At 62.9% G+C, this 24,639-nt stretch carries 26 protein-coding genes and 1 pseudogene; 13 read left to right on the plus strand and 14 right to left on the minus strand.

The annotated features are described in order from the left end of the window. Positions 1–86: 86 nt before the first annotated feature. The gene (locus C4N04_RS02150) at positions 87–980 is read left to right on the plus strand and encodes a LysR family transcriptional regulator (RefSeq protein ID WP_077994830.1); all 894 of its coding nucleotides are present in this window, start codon (positions 87–89) and stop codon (positions 978–980) included. Positions 981–983: 3 nt separating this feature from the next. On the opposite strand, the gene C4N04_RS02155 is transcribed toward C4N04_RS02150, so the two are convergent. Both C4N04_RS02155 and C4N04_RS02160 read right to left on the minus strand, forming a co-directional pair. Next, positions 984–1,352 (minus strand): DUF983 domain-containing protein, encoded by a 369-nt coding sequence (locus tag C4N04_RS02155; RefSeq protein ID WP_037113541.1) that lies wholly within the window; start codon positions 1,350–1,352, stop codon positions 984–986. A 213-nt stretch (positions 1,353–1,565) separates the two neighbouring features. Beyond that, positions 1,566–2,969, minus strand: a complete 1,404-nt coding sequence (locus C4N04_RS02160; protein ID WP_106795337.1) for a PLP-dependent aminotransferase family protein — start codon at positions 2,967–2,969, stop codon at positions 1,566–1,568. 215 nt (positions 2,970–3,184) lie between these two features. Between C4N04_RS02160 and C4N04_RS02165 the strand changes: the two genes are divergently transcribed. Both C4N04_RS02165 and C4N04_RS02170 read left to right on the plus strand, forming a co-directional pair. Then, complete coding sequence (locus C4N04_RS02165) at positions 3,185–4,090, plus strand: S1C family serine protease (protein WP_010059187.1); 906 nt, start codon at positions 3,185–3,187, stop codon at positions 4,088–4,090. Between the two features lie 114 nt (positions 4,091–4,204). Beyond that, positions 4,205–4,585, plus strand: coding sequence for a VOC family protein (locus C4N04_RS02170; RefSeq protein ID WP_106795338.1), 381 nt, complete (start codon positions 4,205–4,207; stop codon positions 4,583–4,585). 90 nt (positions 4,586–4,675) lie between these two features. On the opposite strand, the pseudogene C4N04_RS02175 reads toward C4N04_RS02170, so the two are convergent. After that, a pseudogene (locus C4N04_RS02175) lies at positions 4,676–5,020 on the minus strand (LysR family transcriptional regulator); the annotation flags it as partial. A 161-nt stretch (positions 5,021–5,181) separates the two neighbouring features. Between C4N04_RS02175 and C4N04_RS02180 the strand changes: the two are divergent. The 3 genes from C4N04_RS02180 to C4N04_RS02185 all read left to right on the plus strand — a co-directional run bounded on the left by C4N04_RS02180 (position 5,182) and on the right by C4N04_RS02185 (position 7,103). Continuing rightward, complete coding sequence (locus C4N04_RS02180; protein ID WP_096764237.1) at positions 5,182–5,580, plus strand: hypothetical protein; 399 nt, start codon at positions 5,182–5,184, stop codon at positions 5,578–5,580. A gap of 38 nt (positions 5,581–5,618) precedes the next feature. Beyond that, positions 5,619–5,765 (plus strand): hypothetical protein, encoded by a 147-nt coding sequence (locus tag C4N04_RS31730; protein ID WP_170961464.1) that lies wholly within the window; start codon positions 5,619–5,621, stop codon positions 5,763–5,765. A 240-nt stretch (positions 5,766–6,005) separates the two neighbouring features. Next, positions 6,006–7,103 (plus strand): fatty acid desaturase, encoded by a 1,098-nt coding sequence (locus C4N04_RS02185; RefSeq protein WP_039618733.1) that lies wholly within the window; start codon positions 6,006–6,008, stop codon positions 7,101–7,103. Between the two features lie 6 nt (positions 7,104–7,109). Here C4N04_RS02185 and C4N04_RS02190 read toward each other — a convergent pair whose 3' ends face one another. Next, positions 7,110–8,024: an SDR family oxidoreductase gene (locus C4N04_RS02190; RefSeq protein ID WP_106795339.1), complete on the minus strand. Its 915-nt coding sequence runs from the start codon at positions 8,022–8,024 to the stop codon at positions 7,110–7,112. A gap of 88 nt (positions 8,025–8,112) precedes the next feature. On the opposite strand from C4N04_RS02190, the gene C4N04_RS02195 reads away from it, so the two are divergent. Beyond that, positions 8,113–8,691, plus strand: coding sequence for a TetR family transcriptional regulator (locus C4N04_RS02195; RefSeq protein ID WP_038687795.1), 579 nt, complete (start codon positions 8,113–8,115; stop codon positions 8,689–8,691). Here the strand turns inward: C4N04_RS02195 and C4N04_RS02200 are convergent. The 4 genes from C4N04_RS02200 to C4N04_RS02215 form a co-directional block, all read right to left on the minus strand. Continuing rightward, entirely contained in the window at positions 8,678–9,304 is a 627-nt protein-coding gene (locus tag C4N04_RS02200) for an exopolysaccharide biosynthesis protein (protein WP_096764256.1), read from the minus strand. The two genes, C4N04_RS02195 and C4N04_RS02200, sit on opposite strands and share 14 nt — an antisense overlap. 25 nt (positions 9,305–9,329) lie before the next feature. After that, positions 9,330–9,632, minus strand: a complete 303-nt coding sequence (locus C4N04_RS02205) for a hypothetical protein (RefSeq protein ID WP_096764235.1) — start codon at positions 9,630–9,632, stop codon at positions 9,330–9,332. Positions 9,633–9,674: 42 nt separating this feature from the next. Continuing rightward, positions 9,675–10,658 carry a TerC family protein gene (locus tag C4N04_RS02210; RefSeq protein WP_038687791.1) on the minus strand — a complete coding sequence of 328 codons (984 nt, stop codon included), beginning with the start codon at positions 10,656–10,658 and terminating at the stop codon, positions 9,675–9,677. Positions 10,659–10,880: 222 nt separating this feature from the next. Then, positions 10,881–11,357, minus strand: coding sequence for a YcgN family cysteine cluster protein (locus C4N04_RS02215; RefSeq protein ID WP_096771093.1), 477 nt, complete (start codon positions 11,355–11,357; stop codon positions 10,881–10,883). A gap of 215 nt (positions 11,358–11,572) precedes the next feature. Here C4N04_RS02215 and C4N04_RS02220 point away from each other — a divergent pair, with 215 nt between their 5' ends. The 3 genes from C4N04_RS02220 to C4N04_RS02230 all read left to right on the plus strand — a co-directional run bounded on the left by C4N04_RS02220 (position 11,573) and on the right by C4N04_RS02230 (position 15,206). Next, entirely contained in the window at positions 11,573–13,756 is a 2,184-nt protein-coding gene (locus C4N04_RS02220) for a transglycosylase domain-containing protein (RefSeq protein ID WP_039618723.1), read from the plus strand. A gap of 321 nt (positions 13,757–14,077) precedes the next feature. Next, complete coding sequence (locus tag C4N04_RS02225) at positions 14,078–14,665, plus strand: DUF1214 domain-containing protein (RefSeq protein ID WP_009994723.1); 588 nt, start codon at positions 14,078–14,080, stop codon at positions 14,663–14,665. Next, on the plus strand, positions 14,658–15,206 hold the full coding sequence (locus tag C4N04_RS02230) for a hypothetical protein (RefSeq protein ID WP_009994722.1): 549 nt from the start codon (positions 14,658–14,660) through the stop codon (positions 15,204–15,206). Before C4N04_RS02225 ends, C4N04_RS02230 begins: the two co-directional genes overlap by 8 nt. A 13-nt stretch (positions 15,207–15,219) precedes the next feature. Here C4N04_RS02230 and C4N04_RS31735 read toward each other — a convergent pair whose 3' ends face one another. Continuing rightward, positions 15,220–15,387: a hypothetical protein gene (locus tag C4N04_RS31735; RefSeq protein WP_183747672.1), complete on the minus strand. Its 168-nt coding sequence runs from the start codon at positions 15,385–15,387 to the stop codon at positions 15,220–15,222. A 976-nt stretch (positions 15,388–16,363) separates the two neighbouring features. On the opposite strand from C4N04_RS31735, the gene C4N04_RS02235 reads away from it, so the two are divergent. Then, positions 16,364–17,413, plus strand: coding sequence for a DUF2336 domain-containing protein (locus C4N04_RS02235; protein ID WP_179363885.1), 1,050 nt, complete (start codon positions 16,364–16,366; stop codon positions 17,411–17,413). 8 nt (positions 17,414–17,421) lie between these two features. Here C4N04_RS02235 and C4N04_RS02240 read toward each other — a convergent pair whose 3' ends face one another. The 4 genes from C4N04_RS02240 to C4N04_RS02255 form a co-directional block, all read right to left on the minus strand. After that, entirely contained in the window at positions 17,422–17,766 is a 345-nt protein-coding gene (locus C4N04_RS02240) for a DUF1491 family protein (protein WP_038687782.1), read from the minus strand. A gap of 61 nt (positions 17,767–17,827) precedes the next feature. Further along, a complete protein-coding gene (locus C4N04_RS02245; RefSeq protein ID WP_106795340.1) occupies positions 17,828–19,276 on the minus strand; it encodes a methyl-accepting chemotaxis protein in 1,449 nt (482 codons plus the stop codon). 133 nt (positions 19,277–19,409) lie between these two features. Further along, complete coding sequence (locus C4N04_RS02250) at positions 19,410–20,366, minus strand: peptidoglycan-binding domain-containing protein (protein WP_096764233.1); 957 nt, start codon at positions 20,364–20,366, stop codon at positions 19,410–19,412. Beyond that, positions 20,338–21,879 (minus strand): HAMP domain-containing sensor histidine kinase, encoded by a 1,542-nt coding sequence (locus C4N04_RS02255; protein WP_106795341.1) that lies wholly within the window; start codon positions 21,877–21,879, stop codon positions 20,338–20,340. Before C4N04_RS02255 ends, C4N04_RS02250 begins: the two co-directional genes overlap by 29 nt. Before the next feature lie 453 nt (positions 21,880–22,332). Here C4N04_RS02255 and C4N04_RS02260 point away from each other — a divergent pair, with 453 nt between their 5' ends. Both C4N04_RS02260 and C4N04_RS02265 read left to right on the plus strand, forming a co-directional pair. After that, a complete protein-coding gene (locus C4N04_RS02260) occupies positions 22,333–22,827 on the plus strand; it encodes a DUF5330 domain-containing protein (RefSeq protein WP_039618715.1) in 495 nt (164 codons plus the stop codon). Between the two features lie 392 nt (positions 22,828–23,219). After that, positions 23,220–23,642 carry a SufE family protein gene (locus C4N04_RS02265; protein WP_009987486.1) on the plus strand — a complete coding sequence of 141 codons (423 nt, stop codon included), beginning with the start codon at positions 23,220–23,222 and terminating at the stop codon, positions 23,640–23,642. Between the two features lie 367 nt (positions 23,643–24,009). On the opposite strand, the gene C4N04_RS02270 is transcribed toward C4N04_RS02265, so the two are convergent. Next, positions 24,010–24,441, minus strand: coding sequence for a MucR family transcriptional regulator (locus C4N04_RS02270; RefSeq protein WP_010060045.1), 432 nt, complete (start codon positions 24,439–24,441; stop codon positions 24,010–24,012). Positions 24,442–24,639 lie beyond the last annotated feature (198 nt).

Genomic DNA, 24,639 nt, shown 5'->3' on the forward strand with positions numbered 1-24,639 from the left:
CCACCTGCAGGGAATTTACTGCCTTCCAATGAACTGCAGTAGGATGCTAATCTGGAAGGCATGTTCTCAATTGATGGAAGGATAAAATGGACCGCCTCGACGCCATGAGCGTGCTTCTTGCCGTCGTCGAGCAAGGCAGCCTGTCGGCCGCCTCGCGGCATCTGCGTTCACCGCTGGCGACGGTCAGCCGCAAGGTCTCCGAGCTCGAGGCGCATCTCGGCGCCAAGCTGCTGCAGAGAAGCAATCGGAAGATCACATTGACCGAGGCCGGACGCTCCTATGTGGAGGCGGCGCGGGAAATTCTCGACCGGGTGGAAGAGGCGGAACGGACGGCCGCCGGCGAATACAGCGCGCCGAAGGGCGAGCTGACGATGACCGCGCCGATCGTCTTCGGGCGGCTGCATGTCCTGCCTGTCGTGGTGGATTTCCTGAAGGCCTATGCCGAGATCAATCTGCGGCTGATGCTCGGCGACCGTCTGTCGAACCTTGTCGAGGATCATATCGACCTGGCGCTGAGGATCGGCACCCTGGCCGACAGCAACCTGATCGCCACGCGGCTCGGCGCGATCCGCCGCACCGTCTATGCCAGCCCGGATTATCTCGCGCGGCACCTGGCACCCCGGCAGCCGGGCGATCTCTCCGCACATGACTGCATCACCTTCGAGAACATGGCCGCGACTCGAAGCTGGAGCTTCACGGAGGGGAAGCGCGATCTTGCCGTGCCGATCCGCTCACGGCTCGCGGTCAACACCGCCGAGGCCGCCGTCGATGCGGCCGTCGCCGGTCTCGGCGTCACCCGCGTGCTCTCCTATCAGGCCGCCCGCGCCGCAGCGGCGGGCCTGCTGGTGCCGCTGCTCGAAGATTTCGAACCGCCGCCGGCGCCGGTGCAGCTCGTCTATCCCTCGCAGGGGCTGGTGCCGCTGAAACTGCGGGCGCTCATCGATTTCGCCACGCCGCGCCTGCGCGCGACGCTGAAATAGGCTCTAGGCGAGTTTGCCCTCTTCCGCCTTGTAGAAATATTGGCTGGCGACCAACCAGCCTTTCAGGGGCCTGAGTGGCGGAATGCAGGTGGCGAGCATGAAGGGGCCGGTGACCAGAAGCTGCACCCAGATCGGCGCCGAAAACGCCACCTCCAGCCAGACGCCAAGCAGGACGCTCGGTATGCAGGCGAAGCAGATGACGAAGAAGGCCGGGCCGTCGGCCGGATCGGCGAAGGCATAATCGAGGCCGCAGACCTCGCATTGCGGCTGCAGCGTCAGAAAGCCCTTGAACATATGGCCCTGGCCGCAACGCGGGCAACGTCCCCTGACGCCGGTCTGCATCGGAGGAAGCGGGGGATATTCGGTGTCCATGATAACCTCGTCTTCTCTGGCACGCGGCTCAATGCCGATCAATGCCACATAAATGCATGCATCCAATATAAATACATTACGCATCAATCACCAGTCAAATTGCCAGAATGCCGCAGATCCCCGTCGGCTGGCGACCGGGCAAACCGCAGACATCACATCATCGAAGGGACCAGACCAGCAGCGGGCCTGAGGGCAAGTTGAAAGCTGCCGGGATTAGAAGAACGACGCCGCCATTTCCGGCGGGCCTTCCAGCGCATGGGTCATGAATTCCAGTGCGCCGTGCAGTCTCTCCCGAGTGATCGGGCCGCCGAGGCAGACCCGCACCGCTTCCGGGGCGGCGCCCTCGACGGTGAAGGCATCGCTTGCCACGACGCCGATGCCGGAGGAACGCATATGACTGCCGAAGGTGGAACGGGTCCAGCCATTGGCGAGCGGCAGCCAGATGTTGAAGCTGATCGGATCGGCGCGGTAGCTGCCGGCAGGCAGGATGGCGGCGACCATCTGCTGACGGGCGGCGGCCTCGGCGCGGATGAAGCGCAGGATCGCATCGGCCGTGCCGTCCTCTATCCAGCGGGTGGCGAGTGCCACTGTCAAAGGCGAGGCCATGACGTTGTTGGCGCGCATAGCGCTGACGAAGGGCCATACGGCCTTGCTGTCGGGCGCCACGACATAAGCAAGGCGCAGGCCCGCGCCGAGGGATTTCGCCAGGCCGCCAATATGCCAGGTGAGGTCCGGCGCTAATGCCGCAAGCGGCGCCGGACCTTGCTGGGGAATGAAGCCATAGGCATCATCCTCGACGATCGGCAGCTGATGTTTGCGGGCGACGGCCGCGATTTCCTCGCGCCGACCGGTTGAAATGGTCAGTGTCAACGGGTTCTGAAGTGTCGGATTGAGATAGAGCGCCTTCGGCTTCAACCGTTCGCAGGCGCTGGCAAGGGCATCCGGCAGGATACCGTCCTCGTCCATCGGCACGCCGGCGAGGTTGAGCCGCAGCTGGGCGGCGATCGAGCGCATGCCGGGATAGGTGATGATTTCCGAAAGCACCGTCTCGCCCGGCTTTGCCAGCAGGCCGAAGATCGCCAACAGGGCCGGATGCGCACCCGGCGTGACGAAGATCCGCTCCTGCGAAGGCGTGAGCCCACGGCGGCCGAGCCAGACGGCGGCGGCGTCCTTATCGATGCCGGAGCCGCCGAAACCCTGGTAGCGCAGTAGCGGGATGAGACTTGCGGCCACCGCCGACATGGCCTCTCGCATGCCCGCGATCAGTTCCGGATCGTCTGGTTCCGGCGGCATGTTCATCGAGAAGTCGACGATCGATGCGCGGCGCGGATCGGGCGCCGCGTCAGGCGCGAAGTCCTGCTGCGCCTTGCCCACGCGGCCGGTGATGAAAGTGCCCCGGCCGACATGCGACTCGACAAGACCGCGCTTCTGCGCCTCGACATAGCCTCTGGCCACGGTGGTGAAATCGACATTCAGCCGCTTGGCGAGGTCGCGTTGCGGCGGCAGCCGGTCTCCGACCGCCAGATGGCCGCTGCGCAGATCCATTTCGATCAGATCGGCAATCGCCATGTAACGCGGGCTGCTGCTCCGGCTGAGATCGGGATGCCAGTCCTTCATGTCATGATCCCCGTCTGATTCCTGATAGGATTGACTGTATATTGTTGCGCAGCACCGCTGTCACCCCCAGATATTCCGGTCGCCTTCCCACGGCTTGGCATAGGGCTGCGGAAATTCCAGTCGCGCCAACCTTGCCGCCGCCCCTTCACCTTCTTACCTATTAAGGAGGCGCGCCGGCTTCCGGTCTCGCGCGGCGGCGCCCTCGGGATAAAAGCATGAATATCGATCCGATCCTGCGGTCCGTCGTGGCCGTCCGTTCCTCCATCCCAGAAGATGCCTTCACGGCGGAGACGCTGGGCACCGTCCGGGAGGGCAGCGGCGTCGTCATTCGCGACAACGGGCTGGTGCTGACCATCGGTTATCTCATCACCGAGGCTGAGGAGGTCTGGCTGACGACCCAGGACGGCCGGGTGGTTCCCGCCCATCCTCTTGCCTATGATCAGGAAAGCGGCTTCGGCCTGGTGCAGGCGCTCGGCGTTCTCAACGCCCCGGCGGTGGATTTCGGCGATGCGGCCGCCGCCAGGCCCGGCGATCCCGTCGTGCTTGCCGATGGGATCGGCGAGTTCGTCCAGGCAAACATCGTCGCCCGGCAGGAATTCGCCGGCTATTGGGAATATCTGCTGGACGAGGCGATTTTTACCGCACCGGCCCATCCCGCCTGGGGTGGGGCAGCGCTGATCGGCGCCGACGGCAAGCTGCTCGGCATCGGTTCGCTGCGCCTGCAGATGAGCCAGGACGGCGAGGTCGCCGACATCAATATGGTCGTGCCGATCGATCTGTTGCCGCCGATCCTCGACGACCTCTTGAACCGCGGTCAGGTCAACAAGCCGCCGCGGCCTTGGCTCGGCGCATTCTCCGCTGAGAGCAATGGCGGCGTGGTGGTGATGAGCGTCGCCGAAGGCGGTCCGGCCGCCGAGGCCGGTCTGCGTCAGGGCGATATCATTTCCGAGATCCGTGACGAAGAGGTTGACGGCCTTGCCGATTTCTACCGCAAGCTCTGGAGCAGCGGCCCGGCCGGCGCCGAGATTCCGATGCGGATTCTGCGCAACGGCCGGGAGGCCTGGCTGCGCGTCAAATCCGCCGACCGCAACAGCTTTCTGAAAAAGCCGCAACTGCAGTAAAGTCTTACCGGCCGAGTGCACGCGGCCGGACCTCCAAACGGATTCCACTCTTCTTTTGGCCGTTGAAAGATGCTGCTGTTCAATTAGTCTTGGGATGAACGGAGTTTGCAGACCATGTTCGATCATGTCTCCATCGGTGTCAAAGACCTCGAAAGAGCCCGCCGTTTCTATGATGCAGCGCTGGCGCCGCTCGGCTATGAGCGCCTCTCCAATTCCGATGGTGTGATCGGCTACGGTCCTGATGAGGTCGGCCTCTGGGTGATACAGGCCGAGCATCCCGTTGTCGCCGACATACAGTCCGGGCTGCATTTCTGCTTCGTCGCTCCGAACGAGGCCGCTGTCGACGCCTTTTACGCCGCCGCTATCGCATCCGGCGGCACCGACAATGGCGAACCGGGTATCCGGCCGGATTACGGCCGCTTCTATTACGCCGCCTTCGTCATCGATCCCGACGGCTACCGCCTCGAAGCCTATTTTCACAAGGGTGAGATATAGCAGGTTCCGAATTTCGAGCAATCCGAACGAAAAACCGCTTCACACTTTCCTGGAATTGCTCAGGCCGCGGCTCTTGAAATCGCCACGCGGCAGCAGGCGGGCGGCAAGCGGGCCGAAGAAGGCCGATTCGAGATTGTCGCACATGCCGATGCGGAACTCGCCCTGCCAGCTTGCCGGATCGAATTCGGCCTGCGGGCGGATGGCGCGTTCGATGCCCGACAGCGCATCCTCGATCGCCGGAGCAATGGACAGGGCGCGCAGCGTCGGCTGCAGGCCGCGACCGACACGCACGAACAATTCATCGTCCAGCGCCTCGCGCAGGCGGCGCAAGGCAGCCGACAGGCCGGGCTGGCCGAGCAGCAGCCGTTCGGCGGCGCGGCTGACATTGCGCTCCTGCATTAGCACCGAAAAAGCCAGCAGCAGGTTCGCCGTCACCCTGCTTGCAGCCGCAGGTCCGAGGACATCGGCCGTCCGGAGGCCCACCTATCAGGCGGCGGAATGACCGTTGCGCCCGCACCTTATCGGTGCGGGCTCTTCATAAGCAAAAACGAATATTCGCAACGAGAACCCCATTGCCTTGCCTCGGCGAAAGGCGCATGGTTTCGCCGTCGGCAGCCATTGTCCGGGCGCTGCCGACTGAGGGTTTTCATACCTTCGCCCCGACGAAAGGAGGACCGATGTCTTCCACTTCCAAAAAGCCGTACCTGACCTCGTCCGATCTCGACATGCTTCAGTCCGTACTCGACAATGCGGGCTACGAGGCCAGGATCGCGATCGACGGCGGCAAGGGCTGCAATGTCGCAGCGGTGCTGCTGATCAAGCTGTTTCAGGAGGGCGTAACGTCGCCCGCCAAGCTTTCGCAGGCACTCGAACACTACTTCGGCAAGCTGAAAACGCCGGCGAAACCAGCCACTCCGGTTTACGACCGTTATGCGATCCAGGGATTGCCCAGCGACAGGCGTAAGACAAACCTCAAACCCGACGCGCGAAGCTGAAAACGCGCTTTGTATTCGTCTGAATAGGAGATCGATCGATGGCAAAAGGTCAGTTGAGAAGCAATCGCGAGGCTCGCAAACCTAAGAAGGACAAGCTGGCGCCGAAGATGGCCGGCACGTTCGCAGGCCAGATGAAGGCCGCGACCCAGGCCGCTCCACACGGAAGCAGCGCGCCGAAGAAATAAGCGCGCGTCGAGCCCTCGGGTGGATCGCCCGTGGCCGCTTTCATGACAAACGCAGTCGGGATCGATTTGCGTATTGGGTGATGTGTGGCTAAAAGCGGCGGCGCGTCCTGCCGGGACGCGGGATCAGCGATGATCGTGTTTTCGAAAAAGCCGGAAGGTGCCACAGAGCATGACTCTTGTTCATATAATCAACCGCGTCGACGCTCCGTCGAGCGTCGCAGCCTTTTCCGGCGATATTTCGTGATCGAAGGCGCGCGCCGCTTCGAGAGCGAGGAAATCCGGCTTGCCGCCTTGGACGAGCCTTGTGAAAATCCGCAGAAACAACCGACAGCACTTTTCGCCGAAAAACCTTGGTTGAAGATCCTTGCAGGATATCGCCAGCCGAGGGCCACACGCAGTGCCTTTGAACTGGCCGTGACAGCTATTCCCTTTGCGCTGTTCTGGGCCGCCGCATGGGCGGCCGTTCGTTACGGCTTTTTGCCGGGCCTAATCCTCGTCGTTCCAGCAGCCGCTTTCCTGCTCAGGCTGTTCATGATCCAGCATGATTGCGGCCACGGCTCATTTTTCGCCCGCCGCCGCCTCGACGACTGGGTCGGGCGCGCGATCGGCATCCTGACGCTGACGCCTTACGACTATTGGCGTCGGGCGCATGCGGAACATCACGCCTCGGCCGGAAACCTCGATGAGCGCGGCGTTGGCGACATCGAGACGCTGACGATCGCCGAATATAACGCGCTGTCGCGCCGAGGACGGCTTGCCTACCGGCTCTACCGGCACCCAGCCGTCATGTTCGGGATCGGGCCGGCATGGCTGTTCATCTTCAAGCAGCGCCTGCCTTTCGGCATGATGCGCTCCGGCCCCCTGCCCTGGATCTCGACCATGGCGACCAACCTTGCCATCGCCCTGGTCGCCGCCCTATTGATTTGGGCGGGTGGTATCGTCCCCTTCCTGCTGGTCCACTTGCCGACCGTGCTTCTGGCGGGAGCCGCTGGTGTCTGGCTATTCTATGTTCAGCACCAGTTCGAGGAAACGCACTGGTCGAAGAAACCGGACTGGCAGTTCCAGCATGCGGCGCTTCACGGCGCCTCGCACTACGACCTGCCGCCGGTGCTGCGCTGGATCACCGGCAATATCGGCATTCACCATGTGCATCATCTGGCGAGCCGAGTGCCTTATTATCGGCTGCCGGAGGTGCTGCGGGACCATCCCGAGCTGGCCGGAATCGGCCGCATCACGCTCATGGAAAGCCTGCGCTGCGTCAAGCTGGTGCTCTGGGACGAACAGACAATGCGGCTGGTGTCGTTTCGTGAAGCGGCGCGGCTCAGAGCCGCAAACTAAAAGCGCTCAGCGGTAGCCGGTCACATCCGCCGGCTTGCCCGGCTCCTGCACTTCCACCAGGTAGCGCCAGCAATCCGGCCGGGAACCGTCGATGTCGTCGAAGCCGTAGATCTTGGCCACACCGCCGCTCGACAACGACTGGCCGTTCCAGCGAGCACGATCGGCATCGGCGGCGATGGCCGCTACCGCGCGGCCGACGAAGCGCGGCGTTTCGGAAATCGCGAAATGCGGCTGGACCTTCGTCGCGTCGCGCCAGTTCGCCTCGCTGACGCCGTAGGCATCCAGCATCATTTCGGAGCGCAGCCAACCTGGCGTGATCGAAATGGCGGTGGCGCCGTGTTTTCCCAGGTCCTGAGCATGCGTCCAGGCCATGCGGGTTACGCCCGTCTTGACAAGATCGTAGAAGGGCGAAAGCCGGTAATGCGTGGCGTTGTATTCCGCCGTACCGTCGGTCACCTCGACCAGCAGGCCGCCCGGCCGCTCGATCATCGGCGGCAGGGCGTAGTGGGCGGTGATCAGATGCGTTTCGATGCCGAGCCGCAGCATGCGCAGGCCCCTGTCGAGCGAATGCTCCCAGACTGATTTGTCCCATTCGAACAGATTCTCGCCGCCCCAGATGTCGTTGACGAGGATATCGAGCCGACCGGTTTCCGCCCGGATGCGGGCCACGAGCGCCTCGACCTCCGTTGCGACGAGATGATCGACCTGCACGGCAATACCATTGCCGCCTGCCGCGGTCACCAGCTCGGCCGTCTCCTCGATCGTCTCCGGCCTTCCATATTCGGATTGCTGCGTGCGCGTCGTTCGCCCCGTGACGTAGACGGTGGCACCGGCCGCGCCGAGTTCCACCGCGATGCCGCGGCCGGCGCCGCGTGTCGCACCGGCCACCAAAGCCACCTTCTCTCGCAAGTCCGCTGTCACGTTCCATCCTCCAAGGTAGAATTGAAAAACGCCTCTTGTATATAAACGAATGTTCGTTCATAAATAAGGCAGATGCAAGAGGAATTTCATGCCGCGCCGCCGCACGCTTTCCGATGAACAGCTTCTCGCCATGGTGCTGGCGCTGATCCATGCCGAGGGGCCGGATGCGGCGACCTTTGCGGCGGTGGCGAAGGCAAGCGGCCTGTCCGGCTCGACGCTGGTGCAGCGTTTTACGACGAAAGCGGCGATGCTGCGCGCGGCACTGCTCTATGCCTGGGACAGGCTGGACGCGGAAACCGCACGGCTTGCCGAGGCCGTGGCGAAAACGCCGGAGGGTGCCGTCGCCCTGCTCGTCGGTCTGTCGAAGGATTACGGCGACGATGCCGCCGCTTATGGCGAGGGATTGCTGGTGCTTCGCGAAGACTTTCGCGATCCGGTGCTGCGCGCCCGGGGAGCGGCCTGGGGCAAAGCGCTGACGGCGGCGATCGCACGCTGTTTCGGATCGGCGAGCGCGCCGGAGACCATCGCCCGCCTGATGCTGTCGCAATGGCAGGGCTCGCTCACCTGGTGGGGCTTTGGCGCAGAAGGGCGGGTGGATGAATATGTGGAGACGGAGCTGCGGCGGTTCCTCGCAGCGGTCCCGGTCCATTCGGCTAAGCGGCCGTGAAGATCATCGCCTTGATAAAATAAAGCAATGCGGCGGTGGCGACGATCGTCGCCGATGTGAGCAGCAGTCCGATCAAGGTGACGAGACCATCCCGCTCCATCAGGGCGACGGCCAGCACGACCAGCGAGACCACCGGCAGAATATTGCCGAAGGGGATCGGCAGCGCGATTACCACGGCAAGCAGGAAGACAGGAACGCCAAGAAGCGCCTGCACTGTCGGACCGGTGAGGACCTGCAGCCGGCCGGCGCGCACGAGCTTTTCCACCCGGGCGATCACCGGCACCGCCTGCCGGACGACAAGATCAAGCGCCGCGGGCGAAACCCGGCGATCCCTGAGGATGGCGGGCAACCAGATCTTCCGGCCACCGGCGACAATCTGGAGGGAGACCAGCGCCAGCGCGGTGCCGAAAACCATTCCGAACGGCCCGGGGATTGGGGTCAGCGCCGGGATTGCCAGGAACAGGATGGTGAAGGCGATGCTCGTCTGGCCCATCGCCTCCAGAGCCTCGCCGACGGAGAGGCCGCCTTTTACCCGGGCGATTTCCAACATCTCCCGAAGCCGCGCAGTAGCGACACCGCGCGGCGGTTGCCTCTTTCCGTCTTGATCAATCACACTGTCCATTTTCAGCTGGTTGCCGTCATGCACCCTCGCCGTCTCCCTTCAGGGCGCTGGCGAGGGCTGCGCATTGCGGGTCGCTGCCGTCGAGAAGCTCCGCCGGCGCGGTCTGGCCGAGCGCTATGCTGACGACTGTGGCCGCCGCCCAGACGTAGTCGCCGGCGGCGCGCTCGACGAGCCGCGGTCCCTCAGATGTCAGGCAAGCCTGGGACTGGCGGAAGATCTCCATGGGAAGCCAGGCGCGCTCAGCCTGTTGCTGTAGCTCGGCCTGCAGCGGACCGACGACAAGCAGGGCAAAAATCCAGCCGATGAAATCCGAAATCATATCTGTTCCTTCCTTTGTTTACGTATTGCTCGCAGAGCCCGCTCAGGCGGGCTGCCGCGGATCCCGCGTCTTGAGGAGGCTCCAGACCACGCCGGCAGCGATGATCGCGAAAGTGATGCTCAGCGAGAGCGCGGCCGGGAATTTTTCCAGGCCCAGCAGATCGGCGACGAAGATCTTCGAGCCGATGAAGATCAGCACGATGGCAAGCGCGGGCTTCAGATAGCGGAAGCGATGAATCATCGCCGCCAGCGCGAAATAGAGGGCGCGAAGGCCGAGGATCGCGAAGATGTTCGAGGTATAGACGAGGAACGGATCGGTGGTGATCGCGAAGATTGCGGGGACCGAATCCACGGCGAAGATGACGTCGGCCACTTCGACCATCACGAGCGCCATGAAGAGCGGCGTGATGAACCAGGTCATCGCTCCCGTCCTGGGGTTTGCCTTTCTGACGAAGAACCGTTCGCCGTGATGTTCCTCGGTGACGTTGAAACGGCTGCGCATGAAGCGAACGAGGACGTTCTTCGAGACATCAGGCTCGGCCTCCTTGACGAACAGCATCTTGATGCCGGTGACGATCAGGAACGCGGCGAAGATATAGAGAAGCCAGGCGAATTCGGCGACCAGCGTGGCGCCGACGCCGATCATGATGGCGCGCAGCACGATGACGCCGAGAATACCCCAGAAGAGCACGCGGTGCTGGTAGAGGCGCGGCACGGCAAAGAAGGAGAAGATCAGGGCAATGACGAAGACGTTGTCGAGGGCGAGCGTCTTTTCGACGACGAAGCCCGTCAGATAGGCAAGGCCGGCCTCGGAGCCGAGATACCACCATACCCAACCACCGAAGGCGAGGCCGAGCGCGATATAGAGGGCGGAAAGCCTGACGCTTTCGCCGACGCCGATTTCCTTGTTCTGCTTATGAAGAATACCGAGGTCGAATGACAGAATGGCGATGACAAGGGCGAAAAAGCTCGACCACATCCAGAGCGGCGTTCCCAGCCACTCGACGAACAAAAAAGACAGATTCAAGGATAATCCCCTGGTCGGCACTGGTTGTCGGAGAAGAGGTCCGACATCGCAAGAGTGCCGAAGCTCTCGCCAGAGGGGCCCGGACCAGCGGGTCGCACCGCAAGTGGGGTCTCACTTTTCAATAATCAAGCAGCGGCCGGCGTCAATTTTATATGTCGCGCCGGAGCCAAGGCGGGCGGGCGATATATCACACCGCAGGCGAAAGCCGGGCGCGCCGGCCGCTTACGCTTCTTCCTCGTCCTTCTCCTCGCCGACCGTCAGCGGCCAGTCGACGACGTAATCCTCAAGATCCTCGATATCGATCTCGGTTTCGCTGATCGCGCGGCCGCGCGCGGAAATGCCGGCCGCATGCACGGTTTCCGGGTCGCCGGAGACGAGCGGATGCCACCAGTAGAGATCGTGGCCCTCGTTGACCAGCCTGTAGCCGCAGGTGGGCGGCAGCCAGGCGATCTCAGGCACGTTCTCCTTGGTCAGTTGCACACAGTCCGGCACGAAATCCCAGCGGTTCTCATAGCTCGAGCAGCGACAGCTCTGGCCGTCGAGCAGCTTGCAGCTGACCGAGGTGAAATAGATATCGCCGCTATCCCATTCCTCGATCTTGTTGAGACAACAGAGGCCGCAGCCGTCGCAAAGGCTTTCCCATTCGGCCGCGGTCATTTCGGCCAGCGTCTTGCTCTTCCAGAAGGGCAGATCGTTCATCGTTCGTTTCTTGCAACAGCGGCCCGCAAATTCGCGTGACCACCGCTCTACTCTCTTGTTATCCGCCACAAAATCAATCAATTCTTCAGCATGCTCCTGGTACCGGAGAACTTTCTCCTGGTATCGGAGAGCTTTTCGGGCCATCGGGCCTCGCGCTTTCGCCGCTTTCCGGCTGCCGGACATGAGGCAGGCGCGATCAGGCGGGAATACAGGACGTGCAGGATCCGGACAACCCTGAAAAAGGGCCTGAAAACGAGACAGAAAAGCAGGCCGCTGACCCCGGCAGGCGGCCGGCGAAGAGCCGTCACATTCTGCTGCGCATCGATTCGTGGATCGATTCGACCGTCTGGAACGCCGGCTTCCGCGCCGCCGAGATCTGGGAAGACACCACTATCTTCTTCCGCCGTTTCCGCGTTCGCGGCTGGAAGCGCGTGGTCTTCGAACTGGCCGGCGAAGGGCTGACCCTCGGCACGGTCGGCGCGGTGCTGATGCTGGTGCTTGCCCAGCCGGCCTTCGAAGCGACCAAGGAGGACTGGCGCAACCGCGGCGATTTCGCCGTCACCTTCACCGACCGCTACGGCAACGTCATCGGCCATCGCGGCGTCATCCATCAGAATTCGGTGCCGATCGACGAGCTGCCGGATTCGCTGATCAAATCGGTGCTCGCCACCGAAGACAGGCGCTTCTTCGACCATTTCGGCATCGACGCCATCGGTCTCTTCCGCGCCATGGTCACCAACGCCCAGGCCGGCGAAGTCGTGCAGGGCGGCTCCACGCTGACCCAGCAGCTCGCCAAGAACCTGTTCCTTTCCAACGAGCGCTCGATCGACCGCAAGGTCACCGAGGCCTTCCTGGCGCTATGGCTCGAGGCCAACCTATCCAAGAAGGAAATCCTCTCCACCTATCTCGACCGCGCCTATATGGGCGGCGGCACGTTTGGCGCGGCCGCGGCGGCGCAGTTTTATTTCGGCAAGAACATCACCGACGTGAACCTTGCCGAATCCGCCATGCTCGCCGGCCTGTTCAAGGCGCCGGCGAAATATGCGCCGCATGTCAACCTGCCGGCGGCGCGTGCCCGCGCCAACGAAGTGCTGACCAACCTCGTGCAGAGCGGGCTGATGACCGAGGGCCAGGTGATCGCCGCCCGACGCAGCCCGGCGACCGTCGTCGACCGCAACGAGGTGGAATCGCCCGATTTCTTCCTCGACTGGGCCTTCGACGAGGTGCAGCGGCTTTCGCCGCGTTTCCACCAGCATTCGCTGATCGTGCGCACGACGATCGACATGGGCATCCAGAAGGCGGCCGAGGATTCGGTCGAGACGTCGCTGCGCGAATACGGCGAGGCCTACCATGCCAAGCAGGGTGCCCTGGTGATGATCGAAAACGGCGGCGCCGTGCGCGCCATGGTCGGCGGACGGGATTACGGCGAAAGCCAGTTCAACCGCGCCACCAGGGCGCTACGCCAGCCCGGCTCCTCCTTCAAGGTCTATACCTACGCCCTGGCGATGGAGAGCGGCATGACGCCGCAGACGACGATCGTCGACGCGCCGATCTACTGGGGCAACTGGAGCCCGCACAATTACGCCAACCGCTATGTCGGGCGCATCACGCTCGAGACCGCGATCGCCCAGTCGATCAACACCGTGCCGGTGCGGCTCGCCAAGGAGAAACTCGGCATTCAGCCGATCCGGGCGATGGCGAAAAACCTCGGCGTCGAAACGCCGATCCGCGACGACGTCACAATTCCGATCGGCACGTCTGAGGTGACGGTGCTCGACCAGGCGACAGCCTATGCCACCTTCCCGGCCGGCGGTTACCAGTCGCGCCGCCACGGCATCAGCCAGATCCTCGATTACGAGGGCGATGTGCTCTATGATTTCGACCGCGACGAACCGGCGCCCAAACGCGTGCTGTCGGAACAGGCCGACGCCTATATGAACCAGATGCTGTCGCGCGTTCCCTATGTCGGTACGGCGCGCAAGGCGGCTCTCGACAACGGCGTTTTGACCGCCGGCAAGACCGGCACGACCCAGGCCTATCGCGACGCCTGGTTCGTCGGTTTCACCGGCAACTACACCTGCGCCGTCTGGTTCGGCAATGACGACTACACCTCGACCAACGAGATGACCGGCGGCTCGCTGCCGGCGATGACCTTCAAGCGCGCCATGGACTATGCCCATCAGGGCGTGACGCTGCGCGCCATCCCCGGCGTGGAAAACCCCCTGCCCTCAGAAAAGGACCTCGCCAAGACCGTCGCCGCCAAGCCGCAGGACGGATTACCGCAGCTCATCAGGCCGCGCATGCTTTCGGTACAATCGACGAATATCCTCAAAGACCTCGGCAAAAAGCTGAAGGATGCCGCCCCGTTGGCGCCGGCGAAGCTGGCGAGCGCGGAGTAGCCCAGACCCAGGAAGATCGGCGAGACCAGCCCCTCATCCGGCTGCCGCCACCGACCGGGGTCGAGCCACGGGTCTCGACCCGTCCTTCGGCCCCCCCGGAAACGGGGCGAAGGGACCTAGCCGCAACCTCTCCGTCCCCACCGGCCTCTCGCAGGGCACATCCCCTCGCCCCGTTTACGGGGAGAGGGTTAGGGTGAGGGGCCGTGTTGCCGCATTCAGCACGGCCGCGGAGCAGATCGGCGTCCATGTCGTCGCACGCCATTCCACCCTGCCAGAATCAGTGGTAACCCTTTCATCCGATATGGTTTCCAAGGTCATAACGTGTTTCGATTCCCCCTTTTCATCCTGATCACGCTGATCGTCGCCTTTGGCGGCGGGATCATGATTTCGCTGTATGCGCTGGATGCGACGCAGGGTTTCGGAGCGATCAAGCTTGGCGCCTGGGAGGCTTTTCCGGCGTTGCAGACGGTTGATGCCGATCCTTACGCCAAGTCGCACCGGGCGCGCGCCGGCAAGCTGCTCTATGGCAGCGCCGAGGGGCTGACCTTCACGGCGAGCGTCGACGACGAGGGGGCGCGGCTGAATGCCGGCTGCCGCTACCGCATCAGCGGGCAGACGCCGCCCGCCCGGCTGTGGACGCTTTTTACCGCCGACAATGGCGGCAACCCGGCGGCGGTGAAGACTGGGCTTCCCTCGGCGCTGAACTCCTGGACGGTGCTGCGCCAGCCCGACAGCAGCTTCTCGATCGAGATCTCCGCCGTCGCGCAGCCGGGCAATTGGCTGGCCCTGCCGCAGGCCGGCACCTTCCGGCTGGTGCTGACCTTGTTCGATACGCCGACGGCCGGCAGTTCCGGCGTGATCGACCTCGCCATGCCCAAGCTCACCAAGACCGGATGCGGCAATGCTTAGGATCGTTTTCGCCATCCTGACCGGGCTTTTCGGCGCAGCGCTTCTGCATCTGGTCATCATCCTTTCGCTGCCGCATTTCACCGGCAGGGACGCGGCGACCCGGGTGCAGGCGGAAGGCGACCTCAACAATTTCTACCTGCTGAACGACCAGTATGACGAGGCCGGGCTTGCCAATGGCGACCCCTTCGTGCGCACCGCCGTCTGCTCCTTCGATGTCGAGGATGGGCCGGTGCATTTCACCGCCAGGGGCAACGTGCCCTTCTGGTCGATCGCCATCTACGACAGCGCCTCCAACGAAGTCTTCAGCATGAATGACAGGACTTCGGTCGGCGGCGCGCTCGATGTGCTGGCGGGCGGTCCGATCCAGCTGACGGACCTGCGCAAGAACCTGCCACGGGAGCTGGAACAGGCGATCCTGGTGGAAATGGCGCGGCCGGACGGTTACGCCGTGCTGCGGACGCTGGCGCCGCAGGCGAGTTTCGATGAGGCCGCACGGAACTTCCTGACGGAAGCCGGCTGCGAGCAGTTCAGCGCCCGCTAAGGTTGTACCGACGTTACTTCTTGCTGGCGCGCGGCGCGGGCGCCGGGCCATGTCTGGGGGGCTCGACCAGCCGCTCGTAGCGGACACCGGTGAACCAGAGGATCTTGGCTTCGCGGGGTTCCTTGTCCTGAGGACGCGGCGCCCGCGGTCGCCGATCCGCCAATGCGACTACTATTGCCATTCTCGTCTCCATGCACTGCCCGAGACGGATGAACTTGCGATGGATTTCACCCTGCCCGCCAATCTGCGGGCCGGCGCGTCCTGCGGTGCCGGCATGACCGAACCGAGGGCATTCGCGCCTTTCTCACGGCACCTGACTGAAATACCGTGATGCGGAGTTTCGACGATCCAACCACTCAAATCGCGTCGTTCCTGTCCGAATTGAGACACATGACAGTTAACAGTTTACTAATATTCAGCGGTTGCCAAACACAGTTCCCCTGACTTCCTCTTTAACGCATGAAGCGCCGGTTTGGTTTCATGCCGCCTGCGCGCGGGTTCTGGCACCCGTTGAAGGCTAAAATCGGAGATAATTCATATCGTTGGCAATGCAGCCACGACCCCGCGCGCCGGCGGCGCTGCAGGTGTTGCAAATATGCGGCAGACCGACATCCGTTGCGTCGCACCCCAGGATCGGGACGATCCGCCCTCAATCGGAGAGCGGGGTTGCGGCCATCGCCGACCCGCGAATCGTTCCAGACGCGAGCGGCAGCGAAGGCAACAAGCCCTGCCGGTGATTCCCATCCTTGTTCGAAGACTCGAATATCGCGGAGCTACCGCACCAACGGAATATCAGCAGCGAGAGCCTTAAGACGCCGTCTGCAGCACCAAGCAAGGTGTGCACTGGAGCGATGATGACAGCCACGCAAAAGCTGCTTCACGCCCGCAAGATGACAGCAGGACTAACTGTCGCTGCGGTCGAACGGGCGATCGGAAGCCGTCAGAGCAGGCCTTCAAAAAGCACGGGAATTTCTGTTGCCGGCTAATTATCCAGCAACACGTCACACGTGTGTATTTCTGTTACATTTTAATAAAATCTTCAGCATGCATTAACCGTACCGGTGTAGGATTTGTTCATATCCGTGCGGTCCGACCGGTGTCCCGCCAGCGCTATCGGCCCACGGTTTCCCTTGGTTCTGCGTTTTCAGGGTGTGCGTGTGCGTGACCGGTTTCGAGACCTCGAGGGCCCGTTGGCCGTCAGGAAAAAGGACGTGGTGTTAATGGCGACTGTCAGCAGTTTCGAGAGCCTGTCACATCCGACACGATCCGAATTGCGTCAATTCGCCGAGCTTTTCACACCGCTGTTCCAGGCCTCCTCCGATGAGGCCAAGCGCCAGGCCGTCGCCGCCCTTTCGCAATGCCAGACCATGCCGGCAGCCGTGGCGCTGTTCATCGGCAATCAGCCGATCGAGATCGCGGCGCCCTTTCTTGCCGCCTCCAAGGCCATTGCCGACGACACGCTGATCACCATTGCGCGCATGCAGGGCGCGGCGCATGTCAGGGCGATCGTCAGCCGCGAATCGCTCTCGCCGAAGGTCATCGACGCGCTGGTGGCGTTACGCCAGACCCAGCCGCGACCCGCGGCCCCTGCGGCGCCGATCACAGAATCGGAGGCCGTGCCGCTGTCGCCGGTCCCGGCCGAGAGCAACGAGGCCGAAGCGCTTGCGGAACAGCGTATCGCCAATGAAGAAGCGTTGCGCGAACGCATTCTCGACCTTGCCGGCCATCTCGGCCGCAAGGACGATGACAGGCTCGGTCTGCGCACGCTGACCGACATTCAGGAGGCGCTGCTGGTGCGCTTCGCCCGCCTGCGCGAGGCAACCCATTTCGCGACCGCGCTCGCCGATGCGCTTTCGGCCAGCCGCTGGCTTGCCGAACGCATCATGCTCGATCTATCGGGCCAGCAGCTCGCCACGACGTTGACGAGCCTCGGCATGGGGTTTCTCGACGCCGTCCTCGTGCTGGAAAGGTTCTATCCGCACCTGGCCGAACAGCAGCATAATGTCACGCGCGCCTGGATGGTGCTTGATGGGCTCGATCCGGAAGAATGCCACGAAAGGGTAGAGGCCTGGCGGCGCGCCGACCGCTACACCTACAAGCCGGAGGCGGCTGTTACGCCGGCCCGCGAGGAAACGGAGAGCCACCGCTTCGTCCGCCAGGCGCCGGTGCAGCGCGACATGCGCGTGCTCGGACGGCGGTCGCGCTGAGCTGACGCTCAACCTTTCCCCGCAAGCGGGATCATGTCGCCCAATTCCTCCGCCTCCAGTTCGACGATCCACAGATCGGGGTCGAAGCGGCGTTCGCGCTCCAGCATCGCCCGCACCGCCTCCGGCTCGCTGCGCGCAAGACGGATTTCGAACAGGCGATCGCGGATCTCGTCTTCGCCGAAGGCGGTCTGCGGCGCCGGCGCATAAAGCGTTTCCAGGCCGTCGCGAAAGTGCTGACGGATGAAGATCGCACCCGCCTCCTCGGCCCCCTTCTTCTCGACGGCGGCGAAATCGCCGCTGGCGAAGACCCGGCGCAAAAGGGAGGAAACGAAGATATCGGCGCGTAATCTCATCGGCGCGGTATAGACCGGCGCGCCGGCATCGGCAATCGGCGCTCGGATGTTGCCGGATGCGTCAAACCTTGACCGCCAGCCGCAATCCGCCCCAATGGCGGCCGCGCACGGTGATCGGCGCGGAAATATCCTTCATCATCACGAAATTGCCGCCGCCCATGTCGCGCCGATAGGTCTGGACGAGGAAAGGCGCGGTGCTGCGGCCGGCGGCCAGGCCGACACGATCGGCGAAGATGCGGCGATTGCGGCAGTTGGCAGTGTTCCAGACGGCGTCGCCCGGCCGCTGCGGCTGCGAGAACTTCCGGTTATGGGTCGGCAGATAGCCATTCTCGTCGATAGCCGCGCAGAAGGCGACGCGCTCGTCCAGGGCAAGGAGCGGCTCCTGGATCGGCGGCAGCAGGCGGTCGGTGAGCTCGGTGAAGGCCGCCATCATCTGGCCCGGATCGGTGCCCGGTATCGGCCGGTAGCGGCGGTCGAAGAGGGCGTCGAGGCCGATCTGGCCCTCGGCGACGGCCCGTTCGAATGCGGCTGATATCTGCTTTGCCACCGATTGCGCCTCCTCGATCCAGCGGCTGTCGGCGGTCTTTACGCCGGCGCTCGCCGTCAACTGGACCAAGGTTTCGGAGAGACCGACGACACTGTCGACCCGTTTTGCCGCCTGCTGCAGGGCGACATTCGAACCGGCGACCTCGCCGGACATCTCGCTGAGCTTTTCGACGAAACCGGCGCATTGCTGGTCGACCGCCTCGGTGGTGTTGGCCATGACGGTGGAACTGTCGAGGATGCGGGTGATGACATGTTCCATGCTTTCGAAGGCACCGCGCATCGCCTCGGACTTGTCGCGGACTCCGGCAGCACTATTGCGCGCATCGCCGCCGACCACCGACAGCCGGTCGATCTTCACCCGCAATTCGTCCAGCGTGTCCTGGATCGAGCCGGTCGCCTTCGAGGTCTGCAGCGAAAGCGCACGGACCTCGGCGGCGACGACGGCGAAACCCTTGCCGGCATCGCCGGCGCGCGCTGCCTCGATCGCGGCATTCAGCGCCAGAAGGTTGGTCTGGCGGGCAATGGTGCTGATCTCATCGGCGATCTTGTCGACATCGGCCAGCGACTTCGAAAAGCCGGCGATTTCGGCACCGATGACGTTGGAGGACTGAACCATGTGGCCGATCTCGGCGACGGAGCCGGACAGGCGGTTGGCCGATTCCTTCAGCATCTGGCGGGCTTCGGCCGCGGTGCGGTCGGTCTCGCGCAGCGACAGGGCGACAGAGCGGTTGGTTTCGGCAATCGAAAGCGCGGTGCGGGTGACATGATCGAAGGCGGAGGCATGGCGGGCCGACATCGCCGCCATGTCCTGAATGGCGCCGGCAATATCGACAAGATCGATGCCAAGCGTCGAGGCCTCCTCGGCAAGGCGCTGCAGGATGTGACGCAAGGCCGTGCGATCGGGGCCTTCCGCTTCGACGGCCGGTTCTCCGGCCAGATCGTCTATCGCCTTCAAAGCATGCATGACCGACGTTCCCCCGCCTCAATCGGCAAAGCTTCGATCAACATGGTTAATAAGTTGCAAACGGCGCCGGCGTCTTAGACTTAGGTTGTAGAGCCTCGAGCGAGGCTTGCGGCTGCACGCTGCGCGAAACGTCTCAGATCGCGCCGATTTCCTTGAGTTTTTTCAGCACCGCCTCGTTCGGCTCACCGTTTTCGGGCAAGTTGTAGTGCTTCTGGAAGTGACGGATGGCGGCGCGGGTCTGCTCGCCGGCAACACCGTCGACGCCGACATTGGCATAGGCCATGTTGGAAAGACCCTTCTGGATCTTCAACACCAAGTCGACAGTGGTGAGTTCGCTTGCCGGAAGCTGCTTTGCGGCTGATGGAGCCGTCTTGACGGTCTTTTCGGCGCTGCGAATCGCGGCGGCCACCGGGTCTTCCGCCGCCGCCTTCGAGCTCACATCCTCACGCGGTTTTTCCACGGGCACGGTCGAGGAGCCGGCGGCGTCGGTTTTCAGCGCCGCCAGCACCTCCGGCGTCGCTTCCCCGGTCTGGGCCATGCCGACGGTCTCCTGGAAGAAGAGGATGGCGGCGCTGGTGCGGGGACCGATAATACCGTCAGGAATGCCGTTATAGAGACCGCGGCGCACCAGCTGCTGCTGGATACCCATGACGAGCTCGCTCGGCTGCTGACTCGGTGCGGCCGGCGCCGGCGTGGCGCTGGTGGTGGTGGCGGCATCTTCAGGCCGTTCGATCCGGAAGGTGGTAACCTCGCCCTGCTGCTCTTCGGCTGGGCGGCGGGCGCCGAGCACGTTTGAAGACTGCGGGTCGCGCGTGCGCAAAATCGGATGCGGATGCAGGCCGGGCTGATACCAGAGCGCATTGGCCGCGACAAAGGAGAAGATGACGACGAAGGCGATCGTGCCGCCGGCAACCGACGGATTGCGGCCGATGACGCCGCCGAGCACAGATGCGCCCTGCAGACCGAGACCACCCAGCGCAGATGCTCCCTGCAGGCCGAGGCCGCCGAGAGCAGCCGCACCTGACACCACCAGGCCGGGCTGCTGCCGTCGGTTTTTTCCCTTAGGCGATTTTCGCTTGCGCGCGGCCATCGAAAAGCCCCTCTTCCAATTCTACCCCTGTTTTGACCACGTCTTTCAGCCGCGGCGGAAACTCGACGGTCGCGCCATGGCCGGCATCGTCTGCCCGCCTGGCGCCAGAACCATCCACCGCGATCTCGATGGTGATGATCGTACCCTCACCCGGCTGGCTGGCGATAGCAAAATTTCCGCCATGCAGCGCCACCAGCCCCTTGACCAGTGAAAGGCCGAGGCCGGTGCCTTCGAAGCGGCGGGTGTAATCGTTCTGGATCTGGACGAAGGGCTGCCCGAGCATCGCCAGCTTGTCGGCGGCAATGCCGATGCCGGTATCGCTGACCGTCAGCTTCAGGATGCCGTCGCGGGCCGCCGCATCGACGGAGACGACGCCACCGGCCTCGGTGAACTTGACGGCATTGCCGACGAGATTGATGAGGATTTGTTGGATGGCGCGCTGATCGGCGACGATCTCGCCGAGGCCGCGCTGGATCCGGCTCGTCAGGGTGACGCCCTTGGTCTTGGCCTGCAAGGCCAGCATCGATTCGCAGGATCTGACGGAGGCCGATATATCGAAGGCTTCGAGGATCAGCTCGTAGCGGCCGGCCTCGATTTTGCTCATGTCGAGCATGGTGTTGACGACGGAAAGCAGGTGCGCGCCGGATTCGCGCACGAGGCCGACATATTCCCGCTGGCGATCGTTTTCGAACTTGCCGAAATATTCGCCGATCAGAATGTCGGAAAAACCGAGAATGGCGTTCAGCGGCGTGCGCAGCTCATGGCTGACGGCGGCGAGGAAGCGCGACTTGGCATCGTTTGCCGATTCGGCATCAGCCGCGCGGCTTTGCGCCTCGGCCCGCAGCTGCTGCTCGACGGAGACGTCGCGCAGCTGGGCGATCACGGCGGTCAGGTCGCCATCGGCATCGCGCCGGGCGGTCATATCCATTCTGAGATAAGCGAACTGGCGCTGATCGCGCGAAACCGAAGGCCGGTCGAGACGCAGATCGACGCTTGCGGCATCCTCGCCGCGCCTGAGGCCATCGAGCGCCTGCAGGAACAGGATGCGATCGGAGACATGCACCTGCTCCAGGAAGCCCCTGCCCTTCGGATCGCGCATCCAGGCGAGGAAATCGCGGCGATCACGGCCGCCGATGGTGGCGACGCTGCCGTGCGGATCGAGGAACAAGACGAGACCAGGCGTGACGCTCAGGAAGAAGTCCTCGGCCGACTGCGTGGCGATGCCGGCCGACGAGCCCTGGCGGGCCAGCGCAATGCTGCCGACGGCGGAAAAGAGGAAGGCGGCGCAGACCATGGCGACACCGGCCGGCAAGGCGACGGCTGGGCTGGTAACCGCCGAAAGACCAACGGGCGCGGCGACGAGAGCGGCCGAAGACAGCAGCACCAAGCGGCGCAGAATCGCAAGCTCGCGTTGGCGCACGGCTTCACCGCCGCCCGTCCGAGAGAGCCAGCTTGTCGCCGCCCGGTCTACGAGCGCCGTCACCCAGCCGCCAATGTCACTCAATACTCGCACGCAATACCCGCCCGAAAAAGGCTGTCTGTCGATCCGGACAATAGGCCCCCGCGACTTAAGGAAAGGATAAGGCAAAAGCGCCGTTCACAGCCGGAAAGGGCAGAAATTCCCGTTTTGATGCATCGGAGAGGCCCTTTACTTTTTGTGGTTAATAGCCGGTAAGCAACGGAATTCCTTCATATTTCAGCACAGCGTTAACTCCTGTGGCAAGGCGAGCAGCCAAAAGCCCTGCAATTGCAAGGAGGTGCTGCCCTGATGCTTAACGGCGATCTCTCGCATTCGACTTAAATGCTGCTCAAATCCGGTTCGCTAAAATTTGAATTAAATTTGCCGCAAATGCGCGCGAGTTTCGAAAAGCGGCGTTCGCAACTAATCGATAGGGTGAAAGCACACCGGACAACCGGCCTGATTCGGCGAAAAGAACCGGACGGGAAAACAGGATGGGCAACGACAATGTGGTTTCTGATCAAAGGATCCTTCTGGTTTGGCCTTGTGCTCGTGCTTCTTTCCGTCTTCAGCACGGAGGGTTCCGACAAGCTCGCCAGCGGCCCGCAATTGCAGCTTTCCGACGCCTTTACGGCGGCGAGCGGCGCCTATGATTATCTGACCGGCATGTGCTCGGAAAAGCCCGAGGTCTGCGCCAAGGGCGCAGAGACCCTGACGGCGCTCGGATATCGGGCCCGCGAGGGCGCCCATGTCGCTTATGAATTGCTCGACAGCCAGTTCGCCGACGAACCGGCAACGACCGCAAGGCTTGCCGAAACGGCAAAGCGGTCGGCACCCGCCCTGCCTTCCCTCGCCACCCCCTCCGTCGAGGAGAAAGTGCGCGAGGCAAAGGCTGCGCTGAACCAGCCGATGCCCTACCGTCCGCCGGTCGATGATGAAACGGCCGCCGAGACGGTGGTAACCGGCGCGATCCCGCTGCCGACGCCGAAACCGGCGATCTGACGGTATTGCGAGGCGCCCGCCAGCAACGCATTTCGAATTCTTCGTTCTTGTTTGCCTCAATTCCGGACGAAACAGCTTAGCAGCCGGAATTGCCTGAGCTTGCATCGGTGGTCCGCAATGACGCGGAAATGCCCCATGCCTGACGTGCCTGCCCTGTTTAATTCAGCATCTTGCTGCGCCGTGAGGAAGCCCATCCCTCACGGCGTTTCTTTTGAGAACGAGTCACGCATCAATATGCGGCGGGGTCTTGCGACATGCGGCAAATCCGACGCCGCAACGCGCTTTAACGGTTCAAATCCGTCGGTCTTTCACCTATATGCAGTATTAGAGCATGTCCGTAGGCAGAATTGCCGTGCAGTTTCGCCGGCCATGCCGATGGTGAAAGGCTTTGTATGGCATCCCTCGACCAGATCATCGACGACTTTGCCTTCCTGGACGATTGGGAAGACCGCTACCGCTATGTCATCGAACTCGGCAAGGCGCTGCCCGAACTGGCCGAGGAAAAGCGCACCTCCGAGAACAAGGTCATGGGCTGCGCCAGCCAGGTCTGGCTGGTGACGCACACGTCGGGCGATCCTGATAACCCGATCATGAACTTCGAGGGCGATTCCGATGCCCATATCGTGCGCGGCCTTGTCGCCATCGTGCTTGCCACCTATTCCGGCAAGCCGGCATCCGAGATCGCCGCGCTCGATGCCTTCGAGATCTTCTCGAAGATCGGCCTGGTGGAGAACCTGTCGTCGCAGCGGTCGAACGGGCTGCGCTCGATGGTGAAAAGAATCCGGGAAGAGGCGAAAGTCCGTGCCGCTGCTTGAACGCGATTCGATTCGGGCCCGACGCGTGTGGCAGCGCCCTCTAATATAGTATATTAACACTTCCTTATAGTATAGGAATACATTCTACGCTGCACTTCCAAAGCATAAGATGCGGCGCCTCGTGATATCCCGCCCTCACCCGGATCATTTGCGATAGGCGCAAAATAGTCCGGAATATAATTTTCCCCGCCTGGAACAGGATAATGTCGGGCCTCCTCAGACTAAAGTCTGATTCCCGATGTCAATTCATAAGTCGGAACAGAATGTCGTCCAAATCGGCTCGCAGCTTTTGGAATCACATTCGCGATAAAGACAGAAAAGCCGGGCGCAAGACCCGGCTTTTGTCGTTGATGGCTTTCGAAAAAGCTCAGCCGCGGCCGCGCTTGCGGCGCTGACCCAGGCCCATCTCCTTTGCCAGGCGCGAACGCGCTTCGGCATAGGCGGGCGCTACCATCGGGTAGTCGGTCGGCAGGTCCCACTTCTCGCGGTATTCTTCCGGCGAGAGAGAGTGATGCGTCATCAGGTGGCGCTTGAGGGACTTGAAGTTGCCGCCGCATTCCAAACACGTAATCTGCTCGTCCTGTACGGACTTGCGGACAGAGACTGCAGGCTTCTGCTTTTCGACAACGGCCGCAGCGGGCTGCGGTACGGACGTGTTGCTCAGTGCCGAATGCACGTCGGAAATCAGGTTTGCCAGGTCGCTGACCGGGACAACATGGTTGCTGACATAGGCCGCGACGATGTCGGCCGTCAGTTCCACAAGCAGCTCCGGCCCATTGCCGGTCGCCATATCTGTCATATGTTTTCTCCTGTTAGCATGCTCAAACGATCTTTGACTGTCACGCCAAAGACCCGCCTCGTAGAAGCGAACAGCAAAAGCACAGGAAGCAATCTTCTGTTTCGAAAAACGTGAAATCCACCCCTAGATTCCGAAGTTCGAGACCTGTTCTTATACTGCCTGACCAAAAACCACTACGTCGTGCTCCAGGCGGTGGCC

Source organism: Rhizobium sp. H4, from assembly GCF_003013335.1.
GTDB classification, from domain to species: domain Bacteria; phylum Pseudomonadota; class Alphaproteobacteria; order Rhizobiales; family Rhizobiaceae; genus Rhizobium; species Rhizobium sophoriradicis.